Genomic DNA, 13,303 nt, shown 5'->3' with positions numbered 1-13,303 from the left:
CATCTGCGGCGGCATGCTGCGAAAGGACGCCTGCCATCATGATGCGTTTGCTCCTGTCGCTGTTCCTGGCCTGCGCCTGTCTACTGTCGCCGGCGCTCGGTCAGTCCCGGCCGCCAAAGCCCGTGGTCGCGAGCTTGCCGCAGCTCAAGCCCTGGACGGGCGATCTCGACGGCATGCTGGAACGGCGGGTGATCCGGATCCTCGTGCCCTACAGCAAGACACTGTTCTTCGTCGACCGGGGCCGCCAACTTGGCGTCATCGCCGAACTCGGCCAACGTTTCCAGAGCTGGATCAATGCGCGGCACAAGACCCGTGCGCTTTCGATCACCGTCGCCTTCGTGCCGGTGCCGCGCGGCGATTTCGAGCGCGCATTGAACGAGGGGCGCGGCGATATCGTCGCCGGCAATCTGACGATCACGCCGGAACGGCTCGCCGGCATGGACTTCGCCGAGCCCTGGATGTCCGGGGTCAAGGAGGTCATCGTCACCGGTCCGAAATCGCCGGAGCTCGCCAGCCTGGACGATCTTGCCGGCCGCGAGGTCTATGTGCGCGAGGCGAGTAGCTACGCCGCGCATCTGCGCGAGCTGAGCAGGGCCTTCGAGGCGAGGGGGCTGAAGCCGATCTCGATCAAGCCCGCGGACGACAATCTGGAGGACGAGGATATCCTCGAAATGGTCGGAGCTGGCCTCTTGCCCTTCGCCATCGTCGACGACCACAAGGCGGCGCTCTGGTCCCTGGTCTTCACGACGCTGAAAGTGCGGTCCGACCTCGTGTTTCACAGCGGTGGCTCGGTCGCCTGGGCCATGCGGAAGAACTCGCCCCTGCTGAAGCAGGAGGTCGACGCCTTCGTTCGCGAGCACAGGCTGGGGACGGCATTCGGCAACGACGTCAAGCGACGATACTTCGGCAGCGACCGGGTCGTGAGAAACGCCTTTGCGACGGAAGATGCACAGTGCTTTCGTGATCTCGTCGCGCTGTTCCGGTCGAATGGCGAAGCCTATCGCTTCGACTGGCTCATGCTGATGGCGCAGGGCTATCAGGAGTCGCAGCTCGACCAGAGCCGCAGGAGCCATCGCGGCGCGGTCGGGGTGATGCAGCTCCTGCCAAAGACCGCCGCCGCCAAGCCGATCGAGATCGCCGATGTCGACAAGGATGCCGGCCGCAACATCCAGGCGGGGGCGGCCTATATGCGCTACATCACGGAGCGCTACATCGCGAAGGACCTGGCGATCGATGCGCGCAACCGCGTACTCTTCGCCTTCGCAGCCTACAATGCGGGCCCGGGCAATCTGCGCAAATTTCGGCGTATCGCCCAACAGAAGGGGCTCGATCCGAACGTCTGGTTCGGCAATGTCGAACACGTCGCCGCCGAGCTCGTCGGGCGGGAAACCGTGCAGTATGTCAGCAATATCTACAAATACTTCGTCGCCTACTCGCTGCTGCTGGGCGAGAAGGGCCTTGCCGCGGCGCCCGGCTGAGGCCTGACCGGGCCCTTCGACCCGACTGCTGGACCCTCCGCGATAGGCCGGAGAGATCGCAAGGCGGGAGTGTTCGGATTCGCTCTTTCGATTTAGTGCTTTGTTATTCGGCCGCCCTCTAGGGCCTCGGCTTCGACTGCTGATCCTAGACGGTGCCTAAAGTGAGACTTGCCTTCGGACTTCTGACGACGCTGGTTCTTGCGACCGGCGCATGGGCGCAGACCGCTACTGGACAAATCGAGACGCCGGTCGCCGGCGCCGAGCTGAACCAGATCCTGACGCGCCTGCAGGTTTCACTCGACATCCGGCCGATCAGGTCCGAGGGGCAGCTCTGCCAGCAATTTCGCGGCAAGGGATATGCGACCGAAGAGGCGTGCCGCGACGAGGCACGAAAATACGTCTCCGCCGCCATCGCCGGCTACCTCGTCGACCGCAGGGCCGAAGCCGAGAAGAAGGCCGCGGAGGTCGCGCGTGCGGGCGATGCCGACAGCGCGGCGCTGTCGCCCTTCTCCCTGACCGATGACGCGCTGAACAAGGCCGCGGGGCCCGAGAGTTTCTCGATGTTCGGAGGGCCTTCGGTCAGGCAAAGGCTGATCGCCAGCCATCAGCGCGCCGTCGAGCCCTTCGTCGACGGCGTCGTGACTAAGGTCGAGAAGCGCATCGTGCGGGAATACGACGATGCCGGCCTCTCGAACGAGGCGCTGCAGGAAGCCAACAGCCAATGCACGCCCTGGGTCTTCCTGAGCTGCTGGGGCCCTTGCCCGCGTCCGCTCGACAATCTCCCGAAAGCGGCCTGGAGCCGGTTGAAGGGCGTCTGCGAAGCGAAGAAGAGCGAGGTCAAGCCGAGGCGGTGCAAGGCCGCCGCCGAAGCCGCCGATCCCGATGGTGCCTTCGATGACCAGCGCTTTGCCGTGCACGGCAATCAGGGCCGGCTCGCCGACTTCAACTTTCCCAGGTTCGTCTGCAGCGCCGGAATGGAAGGGGTGCAGGTCCGCCTGCGCCAGTCCGGCTGGATCTTCAAGAAGCGCTGGCTCGAATTCGGCGCCGTCGGCGAGGGCGACACGATCGCCGTCGGCAATCTCGAGACCGTCAAGCGGCCCGACGGCGTCGAGGTCCAGCTGATCAAGTCGCTCGACCGCAAGGTGGCGGCCTTCGCCGGCCCCGAAGACCTCGTGCCGTGCCTCAACATCAATGCCGGCTCCGAGGAGATGCAGGCCATGCGCGATGCGGCGCTCGGCGGCATCCTGGTCGGGCTCGGCGTCGCCGAGGGCGGGGGCAGCCTGTTCGATGCGTTCCTGCGGGCAGGAAAGATCGACAAATGCCGCGCCGATATCGGCACATTCGTCAAGCAGTGACGGCTTTCGGCGCTCTGACGCCGGCTTGAAGCCCATCCCCGGGGATATCCGATGAACAGATTTGCGATGGTTGCGTTGGCGCTTTGCGCCTCGATCGGGCTGGCTCGGGAGGGGCACGCCCAGACGGCAAAGGACGAGATGCAGATCCTGCGCATCGGCAAGCCGGGCGCCGAGAAGGCCAGGGTCTTCGGCTTCTGGAAGGAGCGCATCGCGGTCCTCAACAAGAACGCGCTGGTCGAGTTGAAGCCGGGGCAGAACGGCCCGTTCGACATCCTCTGGAAGGAATTCAGGGACGGCGACACCACCATCGTCGCGAGCATCCTGTTCGACGGCGGCGAGGGCGGCTGCGAGATGGGCCCGAACTCGTCGAGCTCGACCCAGTCCTGGGCTGCGAACTGCCCGGCCAGGATCGTGACGATCGCGGCCGATGGCAGACAGAGCGTCCGCGACAGCAGGGCCTGCTTCCAGTGGTTCCCGCTCGCCAGCCTGGACGATCCGCCGGAGCCCGGCGAACGCAGCTACGCCTCCTACGACGCCGCCAAGAAGACCGTGTCGCTCGGCGTCACGGCCAAGGCCAAGTTCGTGCGGGCCTGCACCAGGAACGTGAAGCTCTAGAGCGCGCTCCCTTTGCCTGGAGCCCGGTGAGCGCGCCCGCTTCTCGCGCGTTTACTTCATGGCGGCCATCACCGTTGCCGTGACCGAGGGATCATTGAGGTATCCGGCGATGCCGTGTCGATTTTCCGTGTGGTTCTTCACCGCGTTGTAGTTCATGACGGACGGGTTCACCGGAAAGTAAGAGGAATCCAACGGATTCAGGGCGACGATGTCGCGCTCGTCATAGGCGTTGTACCAGCCGACCGCTGCCGCGGGGTTCTCGATGACCCCAAGTTTGGAACTGATCGCCGTGATGCCGAGCGGCGAGCCCAGCGTGATGAATTTGGTGAGCTTCAGTTTGGCCTTGTGCCTGCGCAGGACGTTGAAGGCGACAACGGTTCCCAGGGAGTGGGAGACGACGAGCGTCGGCTCGTCGCTCAACATGGCCTCGACGGTCCTGTCGATCCTCTTGGTGATGTTCGGTCGGGTCAAATAGAGAAAGACGTCCTTCAGGAAGTTCTCGATCGTCATGTCGGATATCGGGGTGAGGTGACGATCCAGAAGTCGAACGATCGCCTGGACCCATGCCCAGTTCTCCGGACCCTTCTCTTGAGGCGCGCCTGCAGGCAGGAGCGCAGCGACCTCCTCGTCGGATATCCGCATCTCCTTCTTCATTTCCATCAGCACCGAGCGCTGGAACTGCTCGAACTCGGCATTCTGACCGGGTCCCTTTGCCACGACATCGGCCGGCGTCGGCAGGCTGGCCTTGGCCGTCAGTTCGTCGAGCAGGTCGCCATAGAAAGGAAAATCGACAGTCTTCGCGTTGAGTGGCGGCTTCCCATGGCCGGCCAATCCGATTTCCAGCGTCGCCAACCAGTTCTTCTTGAGTTCGGACGGATCTTTGCCGCCTTGCGCCCGGCCGTGGATCATCAACACCCGCATAGCGCGCTCCCTCGAGCTAGTTGGCTTCAAAAAGCGTATCGGCGCAGCCTGGCGCGAAGGTCGTCCACAACGACCCGGCTAGCGAGGAGCTCGCCGTCGCCGCCCAATCCGGCGATGGCATCTGGCGGGATGCGACCAAGTTCCAGCCTGCCGTCAACAGCGGAACGGCGGGAAGGGTACCGGCCTCCGTCTGCGCCTGCCCGGAACCGCCCGGGCGGCGCGTGAGCATGGCAAGATCGAAAAGCTCGACGCCGAGGTCTGCAGCCATCATGGCGCGAATCCTCGCTACGAGGGACGAGCGGCCAGCTTCGGCGAAGGCATAGGCCGCATAGAGACCCAATGTCGGATCGACCGGGTCCGACTGGAACAATTCTTCGGCGAGCCGCCCTGCGTCCTTTCGGGAGTGAAGTCTGAACTTCCCGTAGTGCGCTGCCACGGCCACGTTGGCTCGAAGCATATCGAGCGTTTCGCGGCGGGCTTGATAGGCAGGCCAGCGGTGCGTGTCCTTAAGCGGTACGTAGCTGACATGCCGAAGCCCGCCCCGGCCGACCCGACAATGTCCGACATAGCCTTCGAAGGCCGGCAGCAAGAGGCAGCGGTGGTCATCCAGTTCGATTATCACGCTCGCTGCCTTGGCCGATTCCTGGATGTTCAGGAGGGTCGCGGCGCTCCCGTCTACTTTGGGGATAAGGGCTTCGATCGGGCCGGGGGCGTCTACCATCCGGAACCCCGCGCGCCTGACGCCGGCGCCCGTCAATGCAAAGCCCATCCGGCCATCGAAGCTCGTGACATCGGCAGCCGGCAGGAGCTCGGTTACGTCCTTTTCAAGCTTCTGCAACATGGCTGCCAATGCGTTCGTTCCGCCTGAGGCAGAATCGGAGGCTTCTCCCAGCCCTAGCGCAGACCGGACGCCCTCCTGCGCGGCCCTGCCGATTTCCTCGCGCGCGTGGACGCGGCTGCGCGGTTTCTGTTGCGAGGGAGCAGGCTTGGGCATGTCCGGGAAGGACGAGCCCCCTCCTGTCCAGCTTTCGGCTTTGGCGAGTTTGTCCCATTCGCCCGCGCCTGGAAATCCGAAATCGAGCGGCGGAATCCAGGTGCCACCACCAACAACCGTACGTCGCGCGCGGCCGATATAGATGTCGTCGTCGGAGGGCACTTCCACTTCGATCGGTTGTTGCAGGGACGGATCGATTTTATCGAGGAGATCATCGACCGTTTCCTGGAGATGGTCTTCAAGAAGCCTGTTCGGCACGACCTCGAATTGTGCCTGGCCGTGACCGAGCTTGCGGCAGATCGCTTCCGGCGGGTCGACATAGGCCGACAGCAAGGCCTTCGTCAGAAGGGATTGTGTCTGGCTCCCGATGACAGCTTCATAGGCGGCCTTATTGCGCGTGGTCGCCCGAAAAACGTCGACCTTCGCGGCGGAGGCGCCGATGTCATAGGAAGGGAAGCAGCTCTGTCCGCTCAGCAGGGCATTGTTAATGTCGGCAGGCAATGAGCGACATGCATCCGAGATGAAGACGACATTGGGGATGCCGCAATATCTGGCCGTGTCGATTGCCGCAGCGAGATTCACGGCTTCGCCGCTGCGGCCGGGAGCCTGGCTCAGCATCCAGATGTCCGAGCGGGCATGCCAGATGCCGTGGCCCGAGAAGTAGAGCAGCAACATCCGGTATCGGATTGGCGGGCGGACGAAGGCGTCGATCGCATCTTCGATCTGCTTCGCCAGGACAGGAACGCTATCGTCAGTCAAAAGCTTGACGTCGAAGTTCCCTTCCTCGTCCAGCCATTTTGCGACGCTTTTTGCTCCTGCTGCTGCAGATTTGAGAGACGTCAGTCCACCCGTCTTATCGACGCCGACAACGACGGCGGCCCTGTCCTTCATCTTGCCACCCCCCGCGACAGGATGCTTGCGATGACCGCGGAGCCGCGGTTATCACGTCAGTATCGCAATTTAGGGTTGTGGCCGTCAAATGTTCTATCTCTTTGTTTTATCGAATTTTCTTTACGCGGACCGGTCCCCGCTTCGCTCGAAAATGCTCTAGACCGCGATATTGTCGATCAGGCGCGTGCCGCCGAGCCGCGCCGCGACCAGTATCCGGATCGGGCCATCGGCGAGCGAGGTCACGGGGGCTAGCGTCTGCGCATGGCGCGCCTCGAGATAGTCGAGCTCGAAGCCGGCGGTGATGATCTCGCTCTGGGCCTCGCCGACAGCGCGGAACAGGTCCTCGCGGTTGCGCAGCCGTGCCGCCAGCGCCTGCATGACGCGGTGGAGCAGGGGCGCCAGCGCCCGCTCATCGGGCGAGAGGTAGCGGTTGCGCGAGGACATTGCGAGGCCGTCGGGCTCGCGGAAGGTCGCGAGCGGCACGATCTCGATGCCGAGATCGAGATCGGCGGCCATGCGGGTCACCACCTTGAGCTGCTGGTAGTCCTTCTCGCCGAAGACGGCGAGATCGGCCCGGCTCTGGGTGAAGAGCTTGCAGCAAACCGTTGCGACGCCTTCAAAATGCGTCGGGCGGAAACGGTCGTCGAGGCCGACCGCGGCCGGCCCGAGCAGCAGGACGCGAGTGGCGAAACCCGGCGGATACATCTCCTCGACCGGCGGGAAGAAGATCGCGTCGGCACCGACCGCTTCGAGCTGGGCGCGATCGCCCTCGAACGTCCGCGGATACTTCTTGAAATCCTCATGCGGCGCGAACTGCGTCGGGTTGACGAAAATCGAGACGATGACGTGCTTGGCATGCTTCTGCGCCTCGGTGACCAGCGCGATATGGCCCTGATGCAGCGCGCCCATGGTCGGTACCAGCGCGACCTTCTCGCCAGCGGCGTGCCAACCGGCTACTGCGGCGCGCATCGCCTTGACCGACTCGAAAACCGCGACCTGCCCCATGCCGTTCCTCCCGGGCACGGTTCGCGAAGTGGGATCACTTTCGCGCACCAAGACGCCCAATCCGTTGCGTTGCGCGGCTTTCGAGCGTGCGACCGAAGCTGGTCAAACGGAAGGTGCGCTGCGGGACGGGTAGCAAATGCCGGCGGCGCGGCCAATATCTTCGGGACAGGCGAATCCCGGCGAGCGGCTTGGCGAGGACATGGCGAACGAAGACGGCAAGGCAGTAGGCAAGACGAAGGAGACGCGACCGAGCGAGGGCGCGGCGCGCTCGAAGCCCGGCGAGATCGACCGCTTTCTCGGCGCGGCGAAGCAGCTCGCCCCGCTTGCGACCGGCCAGGCCGGCCGGCTGGTCTTCGCGCTCGACGCCACGATGAGCCGCCAGCCGACCTGGGATCTCGCCTGCTCGCTGCAGGGCAGGATGTTCGAGGTTGCCGACAAGACCGGCGGCCTTGCGGTCCAGCTCGTCTATTTCCGGGGCTTCGCCGAATGCCGCGCCTCGGGCTGGATCGGCGAGCCGCGACGCCTGACCGGGCTGATGAACGGCATCGCCTGCCAGGGCGGACAGACCCAGATCGGCCGAGTGCTCGCCCACATCCGTGACGAGGAGCGGCGGGTGCCGATCCGCGCCTTCGTCTATGTCGGCGATGCGATGGAGGAGGATGTCGACAGGCTGTGCGCGCTCGCCGGCGAGCTCGGCCTGCGCGGGGTGCGCGGCTTCGTCTTCCAGGAGGGTGGCGACCCGGCGGCGAGCGCCGCCTTCGCCGAGATCGCGCGGCTGACCGGCGGGGCACATGCGCGCTTCGACGCCAACGCGCCGCACTCGCTGCTCGAATTGTTGCGCGGCGCCGCCGCCTATGCGAGCGGCGGCCGCGAGGCGCTGCTGCGGTTGGCGGGTAACAGTCCGGCAGCCCAGGGATTGCTGACGGCGATGGAGGGCCGCAGATCGTGACGCTGCTTTACGGCATTGCCGCCGTCATCCTGGTCTGGTGGCTGTCGAAGCTGTTCGCCGGCGCCGACCCGAAGAAGCTGGTCAAGCTCGGCAAGGTGATCGGCGGCACGGCGACACTCGGTATCGCCGCGCTGATGATGCTGCGCGGCCGCCTCGACATGGCGATCTTCATGGGCGGTCTCGGCGCCTGGCTGCTCGGCTGGAGCGCCTATGGGCCGGGAGGGCTGAAGATGCCCGAATGGGCCAAGGACTGGGGCGGCACGAAATCGGCCGACCGTTCCAAGGTGGCCTCGATCCTGCTCGCCATGGAGCTCGACCATGACAGCGGCGGCGTCACCGGAAAGGTGCAGGCCGGCAGTTTCGCCGGCCGCGATCTCGACGAGCTCAATCTCGGCGAGCTCGGCGCGCTGATGCGCGAATGCCTCGCGACGGACCCTGACGGGGCGCGGCTGCTAGAGGCTTATCTCGACCGCCGGGCGCCCGGCTGGCGTGAAGACGCTGATCGTCACCGCGACGCGGGGCAGGGCGGCGCGGCGCGCCCGGGCACGATGTCGGATCAGGAGGCCTACGAGATCCTGGGGCTTCAACCGGGCGCGGGGGAGGAGGCGGTTCGCGAGGCCCATCGGGGCCTGATGAAACGCATCCATCCGGACGCCGGGGGTACCAGCGGCCTTGCCGCCCGCGTCAATCAAGCCAAGGATACCTTGCTGAAGAAACATGGCTGAGTTCCTTCCCTGATCGGTCAGCCGCGGGTCGCGAAGCAGGCGAAGCCGCCGCGCTTGAGCTGGGCGCAGGCCTTTTCGGCGTCCTTGGACTCCTCGAAGCCGGCGAAACGGGCGCGGTAGAGCGTGGCGCCGCGGGCCTCGACCTTCTCGGTGAAGGGCGATGCGTCGGCGAGCGGGCCGGACGCCTTGGCGCGGGCCCGGGCGAGGATGTCCTTGGCTTTCGACTCGTCGTCGGTGGCGCCGAGCTGGATCACCCATTTCGACGCGGGCGCGGCCTTCTCGACGCGGCGCTCGGCCGGCTTGGGCTCGCTCGCCTTGGCGATCTGAGCGGGCTCGGCCTTGGCGGGCTCAGGCAGGCGCGTCTCGATCTTGCGCGGCTCGGGCTGGGCCAGCGCGACCTGGGCGGGCGCAGGCTCGGCGACCTTGGCGATCGAGGAGGTGGTGTCGACGTTCGCCGGCGGGCGCAGGATCTTGCCGTCGGCCGGCGGAGCGCCGATCGACCAGCGCATGGCGGACGGCGTCGTCGTGGCGGAAACCGGGCGCATGCCGGAGAGCTGCAGCGGCTGGCCGGCGCTGGCCGAGATGGCGCGCGGCGGGGCGATCGGGGTGGTGGTCGGCGTCGCCGCATAGGCGCGGGCGGCGGCGGGCAGCTCGGGTTCGACGCGCGGGCGCGGCACCGGCATCGGCGCGGGCTCCGGAGCCTGGGCAACCGCGGCCTGGGAGATGGCGGCCGGGCGGGCCGGCGGCTCCGGCGCGACGGCGGGCGCCGCGATGCGGGCGCGTTCCGGCTGCGGCTCGGGAGCCTCGGCGACCATCGGGGCGCTGCGGCCGCCGCTGGTGGCGCGGGGCAGGGCGGCGACCACGAGATCGGCCATCACCTTGTCGCGGGAAGCGCCGGAACGACCGCCGAGCACGACGGAGACGATCTGGCGGCCATCGGCCTTGGCCGAGGTCATCAGGTTGAAGCCGGAGGCGCGGGTGTAGCCGGTCTTGATGCCGTCCACGCCTTCGATGCGGCCGAGCAGCTTGTTGTGGTTGCGATAGGCGCCACCGGCATAGTTGAACACGCGCGTGCCGAACATCGGATAATAGCGCGGGAAGCGCTCCTGGATGGCGCGGGCGAGGATCGTCAAGTCGCGCGCCGTCGTCAGGTTCGGCGGATCATGCGGCAGGCCATGGGCGTTGTAGAAGGTGGTGCGGCTCATGCCGAGCGAGCGGGCACGCGAGGTCATCATCCGCGCGAACTCGTCCTCGGAGCCGCCGACGTTCTCGGCGACGGTGGTCGCGACGTCGTTGGCGGATTTGGTGATCAGGGCGAGGATCGCGTCCCGGACGGCGATCGTCTCGCCCGGCTCGAAGCCGATCTTCGACGGTGCTTCCCGGGCGGCGTTGGCCGAGACCCTGAGCGGGGAATCCATGCTCATCCGGCCGCGCTCGAGCTGCTCGAACAGCAGATAGAGTGTCATCACCTTGGTGATCGAGGCGGGGATGCGCGGCGCGTCCTCGTTGACCGCGTGCAGCGTGCGGCCGCTCTTGGCGTCGACGACCATCGCGGCGAAGGGCGGGGCGTAGCCGCCACTGACCTGGCGACGCTTCTTGCGCGCCGCTTCAGCGGGGGAGGCCGTCGCGACCAGGGTCACGGCAGCGACACTCACCAGTCCGATGAACGCGAACCAGCGTCCGCGCCCGGTACCAACGCAACCAGAAGCCATGCAACTCGCCTCAACTCGACACTTGCCGCCCAACCTGCGCCCGATCTTCGGCGTGGCTGGAAGGTCACACTGAGAGAGGTTAGAGCGATGCGGTTACGGAGGTGTTAAGCCTGACGATAGCCGCTCGGTATGGCTGCGAACCATTCCCTCGACAGGCCGGGCAGCTTTGCATTTGATGCATTGCAACGTGTCCTTGACTTTTATGTTGCGCTGCACAATATGAAGGCGGTCCCCGGTGATGAGCGTTTCATCCGACCTTGGGGCGAGGAACCTGGGCCGCAAGGCTCGCCAGCAAGAGGCGGCGTCCCCCGAGGCGCTGAGGGAAAAACATGATCCAGCAGTTCGAGACCATCCAGAAGGCCTCCAAAGAGAACGTCGACGCTGCTCTGAAGTCGTTCGGCGCCACCTCGAAGGGCGTCCAGACGCTCGCCGTCGAGGCCACCGACTACGCCAAGAAGTCGTTCGAGGCCGGCACGGCCACGATCGAGAAGCTTGCCGGCGTCAAGACGCTCGACAAGGCCATCGAGATCCAGAGCGACTACGTCAAGACCGCTTTCGAGGGCTATGTCGCCCAGGTCACCAAGATGGGCGAGCTCTTCTCGGCTATCGCCAAGGACGCCTACAAGCCGTTCGAAGGCATCGTCGCCAAGTCGGTCCCGACCCCGGCCAAGTGATTTCGGCCACGTGATTTCGGCAAGCGGTCGGTGCTCGCACTGACTGCAGCCTGATCCGACGAATTTGAGAAGCCCGGCTCCTCGGCCGGGCTTCTTTGCGTTTGGCTGCTCCGTTCAGGCCGGAAGCAGTCTTTCGGCAATGTTCCTGCAACTGGCGAGCGGCTGGTTGCGGCCCGCGCGGCGCTTCGCAAGCCGCGGCTGGAGCCTGAGGCCGCAATGACCAGTTCGACGATGATAGCGGGCGCGGCCCATACGGCGGAAGCGCCCGCCGCCAGCGAGTTTCGCGAGCCGCCGCGCGAGGCCTGGTATTGCGTCAAGAGCACTGGCAGCCTCGCAGCGGGCGCGATGACGAGCATCACCGTCCTCGGCGAGCAGGTCGTGCTTGGCCGCATGAAGACCGGGCGCCTCTTCGCGCTGCGGGATCGTTGTCCGCACCGGGGCGCGCCGCTGTCGCAGGGCCGGTTCGACGGGGAGGCCATTACCTGTCCCTTCCATGGCTGGCGCTTCGGCGGCGATGGGCGCTGCCAGGCGATGCCGACACTGGTCGATGGCGATGTCGCCGACCCCGGACAGGTCAAGGTCGGCGAGTTCCCGGTCTGCGAGAGCGACGGCATCATCTGGCTGTATATGGGCACGGGGCTGGCGGCAGCGCCGCCCGTGCCGGCCTTGACCCTGGCGGGCCCCGCGCTCTGCCGGGTTGCCGTATCGGTTCTGGTCGAGGCTTCCTATGATCTGTGCGTGCTCAGCCTGATCGACCCCGGCCATGTCGGCTATGTCCATAATTCCTGGTGGTGGCGGCCGACTGCGACGGCGCGGGAGAAGGTCAAGGATTTCGAGCCGCTGCCTTTCGGTTTCCGGATGAGGGCACACCAGGCCTCGACGAATTCGCGCGGCTATCGCCTTTTCGGCCGGCCGCAGACGGAGGTCGATTTCCTGCTGCCGGGGCAGCGGATCGAGCGCATCCGCATCGGCGAGCGCTCGATCATCAACGCCACCTTCGCGACGCCGATCGATGCGCGCCGGACGCTGTTCACCAATGTGCTGCTCGCGGACCTGCCGCAACTCATGCCGCTTTCGCCCGTGATCAGATGGGCGGCGCGGGCCTTCCTGCGGCAGGACCAGCGGATCCTCGAACTGGCCCAGCAGGGGCTCGAGCGCAAGCCGACCATGCTGCTGCTCGGGCAGGCCGACCGCCTGGCGCAATGGTATTTCCGCCTGAAGCGCGACTATGCCGCCGCCCGCCATGAGGGAAAGGCCTTCAGCAACACACTGGTGCCCGAAAGGCTTCGCTGGCGGACCTAAGACTGCCGGGCTGGTGCACGCCATCGTCCGCAATCACGTCTTCGAGCCCGGCCGGCTGCTTTCGTTCAGCCTGGCCGGGTTCTTGCGTCGCTTGCCTTGGAAACGGCACTTCGTTGTGGCCCGTGGCGGGAACGGGCTGGCGAAGCCGGCGCGACGCCTGTAAATTCACGGGCGAAGCACTATCTTGGGGTCGAACGCCGGAAGAGAACCCTTGGACCAAGCAGCCACCATGCCGATCGAAACCGATATCCTGGCCGGTATGATGCCGGCGGAACGCCTCGGCCGGTCTGCGACAAGGCTCGCCAGCAGGCCGCGCCCGCCTTCCGCGCCTGTCGATGGCGGCCGCGACGGCAGCGGCACCGGCGCGGCGGTGCTGACCCGGACCCGCACCCGCAAGCCCAATCTCTACCGCGTCCTCATTCTCAACGACGACTACACGCCGATGGAGTTCGTCGTGCACGTGCTGGAGCGGTTCTTCAACAAGGACCGGGAGGAGGCGACGCGCATCATGATGCACGTCCACCAGAACGGCGTCGGCGAATGCGGCGTCTTCACCTACGAGGTCGCCGAGACCAAGGTGACGCTGGTGATGGACCTTGCCCGCAAGCACATGCATCCGCTGCAATGCGTGATGGAGAAGAAGTGATCTTGAACGCCACCACGTCCCTTGAACTGGATCAGG

The 13,303-nt window shown here is 66.0% G+C and carries 12 protein-coding genes; 8 read left to right on the top strand and 4 right to left on the bottom strand.

Annotated features, from left to right (window positions below; all coding sequences use genetic code 11):
- The first annotated feature begins 38 nt into the window (after nt 1-38).
- From DK26_RS07750 to DK26_RS07740, 3 genes are all read left to right on the top strand, one after another.
- Nucleotides 39-1,478, top strand: a complete 1,440-nt coding sequence (locus tag DK26_RS07750; protein WP_066470020.1) for a lytic transglycosylase F — start codon at nt 39-41, stop codon at nt 1,476-1,478.
- A 161-nt stretch (nt 1,479-1,639) separates the two neighbouring features.
- Entirely contained in the window at nt 1,640-2,833 is a 1,194-nt protein-coding gene (locus DK26_RS07745; protein WP_066470018.1) for a hypothetical protein, read from the top strand.
- 51 nt (nt 2,834-2,884) lie between these two features.
- The gene (locus tag DK26_RS07740; protein WP_157089556.1) at nt 2,885-3,448 is read left to right on the top strand and encodes a hypothetical protein; all 564 of its coding nucleotides are present in this window, start codon (nt 2,885-2,887) and stop codon (nt 3,446-3,448) included.
- A gap of 51 nt (nt 3,449-3,499) precedes the next feature.
- Here DK26_RS07740 and DK26_RS07735 read toward each other — a convergent pair whose 3' ends face one another.
- The 3 genes from DK26_RS07735 to panC all read right to left on the bottom strand — a co-directional run bounded on the left by DK26_RS07735 (nt 3,500) and on the right by panC (nt 7,259).
- Nucleotides 3,500-4,369, bottom strand: a complete 870-nt coding sequence (locus tag DK26_RS07735; RefSeq protein WP_066470011.1) for a serine peptidase — start codon at nt 4,367-4,369, stop codon at nt 3,500-3,502.
- A 16-nt stretch (nt 4,370-4,385) separates the two neighbouring features.
- Complete coding sequence (locus DK26_RS07730; protein WP_066470009.1) at nt 4,386-6,254, bottom strand: caspase family protein; 1,869 nt, start codon at nt 6,252-6,254, stop codon at nt 4,386-4,388.
- Between the two features lie 156 nt (nt 6,255-6,410).
- Entirely contained in the window at nt 6,411-7,259 is an 849-nt protein-coding gene (panC, locus tag DK26_RS07725) for a pantoate--beta-alanine ligase (RefSeq protein WP_066470007.1), read from the bottom strand.
- Between the two features lie 199 nt (nt 7,260-7,458).
- Here panC and DK26_RS07720 point away from each other — a divergent pair, with 199 nt between their 5' ends.
- Together DK26_RS07720 and DK26_RS07715 are read left to right on the top strand one after the other, a co-directional pair.
- Nucleotides 7,459-8,208, top strand: a complete 750-nt coding sequence (locus DK26_RS07720) for a hypothetical protein (protein ID WP_066470006.1) — start codon at nt 7,459-7,461, stop codon at nt 8,206-8,208.
- The gene (locus tag DK26_RS07715) at nt 8,205-8,933 is read left to right on the top strand and encodes a hypothetical protein (protein WP_083533041.1); all 729 of its coding nucleotides are present in this window, start codon (nt 8,205-8,207) and stop codon (nt 8,931-8,933) included. Before DK26_RS07720 ends, DK26_RS07715 begins: the two co-directional genes overlap by 4 nt.
- A gap of 17 nt (nt 8,934-8,950) precedes the next feature.
- On the opposite strand, the gene DK26_RS07710 is transcribed toward DK26_RS07715, so the two are convergent.
- Nucleotides 8,951-10,645, bottom strand: coding sequence for a serine hydrolase (locus DK26_RS07710; RefSeq protein WP_083533040.1), 1,695 nt, complete (start codon nt 10,643-10,645; stop codon nt 8,951-8,953).
- Nucleotides 10,646-10,974: 329 nt separating this feature from the next.
- Between DK26_RS07710 and DK26_RS07705 the strand changes: the two genes are divergently transcribed.
- The 3 genes from DK26_RS07705 (at nt 10,975) to clpS (ending at nt 13,267) form a co-directional block, all read left to right on the top strand.
- The gene (locus tag DK26_RS07705) at nt 10,975-11,319 is read left to right on the top strand and encodes a phasin family protein (protein ID WP_066470002.1); all 345 of its coding nucleotides are present in this window, start codon (nt 10,975-10,977) and stop codon (nt 11,317-11,319) included.
- 216 nt (nt 11,320-11,535) lie between these two features.
- On the top strand, nt 11,536-12,621 hold the full coding sequence (locus DK26_RS07700; RefSeq protein WP_066469999.1) for an aromatic ring-hydroxylating dioxygenase subunit alpha: 1,086 nt from the start codon (nt 11,536-11,538) through the stop codon (nt 12,619-12,621).
- A gap of 259 nt (nt 12,622-12,880) precedes the next feature.
- Nucleotides 12,881-13,267 (top strand): ATP-dependent Clp protease adapter ClpS, encoded by a 387-nt coding sequence (gene clpS, locus DK26_RS07695; protein ID WP_066470246.1) that lies wholly within the window; start codon nt 12,881-12,883, stop codon nt 13,265-13,267.
- Nucleotides 13,268-13,303: the final 36 nt, after the last annotated feature.

Source organism: Allobosea sp. WAO (genome assembly GCF_001509835.1).
In the GTDB taxonomy this organism is placed as follows: domain Bacteria; phylum Pseudomonadota; class Alphaproteobacteria; order Rhizobiales; family Beijerinckiaceae; genus Allobosea.
The sequence above is the reverse complement of the archived record's forward strand: the minus strand, read 5'-3'. Positions and strand labels throughout refer to the sequence as shown.

What these genes read in the sequence shown, in the direction of transcription:
- DK26_RS07750 (WP_066470020.1), top strand. Translation starts at nt 39, where the DNA reads ATGATGCGTTTGCTCCTGTCGCTGTTCCTGGCCTGCGCCTGTCTACTG.
- DK26_RS07740 (WP_157089556.1), top strand. Translation starts at nt 2,885, where the DNA reads ATGAACAGATTTGCGATGGTTGCGTTGGCGCTTTGCGCCTCGATCGGG.
- DK26_RS07735 (WP_066470011.1), bottom strand. Translation starts at nt 4,369, where the DNA reads ATGCGGGTGTTGATGATCCACGGCCGGGCGCAAGGCGGCAAAGATCCG.
- DK26_RS07730 (WP_066470009.1), bottom strand. Translation starts at nt 6,254, where the DNA reads ATGAAGGACAGGGCCGCCGTCGTTGTCGGCGTCGATAAGACGGGTGGA.
- panC (WP_066470007.1), bottom strand. Translation starts at nt 7,259, where the DNA reads ATGGGGCAGGTCGCGGTTTTCGAGTCGGTCAAGGCGATGCGCGCCGCA.
- DK26_RS07720 (WP_066470006.1), top strand. Translation starts at nt 7,459, where the DNA reads ATGGCGAACGAAGACGGCAAGGCAGTAGGCAAGACGAAGGAGACGCGA.
- DK26_RS07710 (WP_083533040.1), bottom strand. Translation starts at nt 10,645, where the DNA reads ATGGCTTCTGGTTGCGTTGGTACCGGGCGCGGACGCTGGTTCGCGTTC.
- DK26_RS07705 (WP_066470002.1), top strand. Translation starts at nt 10,975, where the DNA reads ATGATCCAGCAGTTCGAGACCATCCAGAAGGCCTCCAAAGAGAACGTC.
- DK26_RS07700 (WP_066469999.1), top strand. Translation starts at nt 11,536, where the DNA reads ATGACCAGTTCGACGATGATAGCGGGCGCGGCCCATACGGCGGAAGCG.
- clpS (WP_066470246.1), top strand. Translation starts at nt 12,881, where the DNA reads ATGATGCCGGCGGAACGCCTCGGCCGGTCTGCGACAAGGCTCGCCAGC.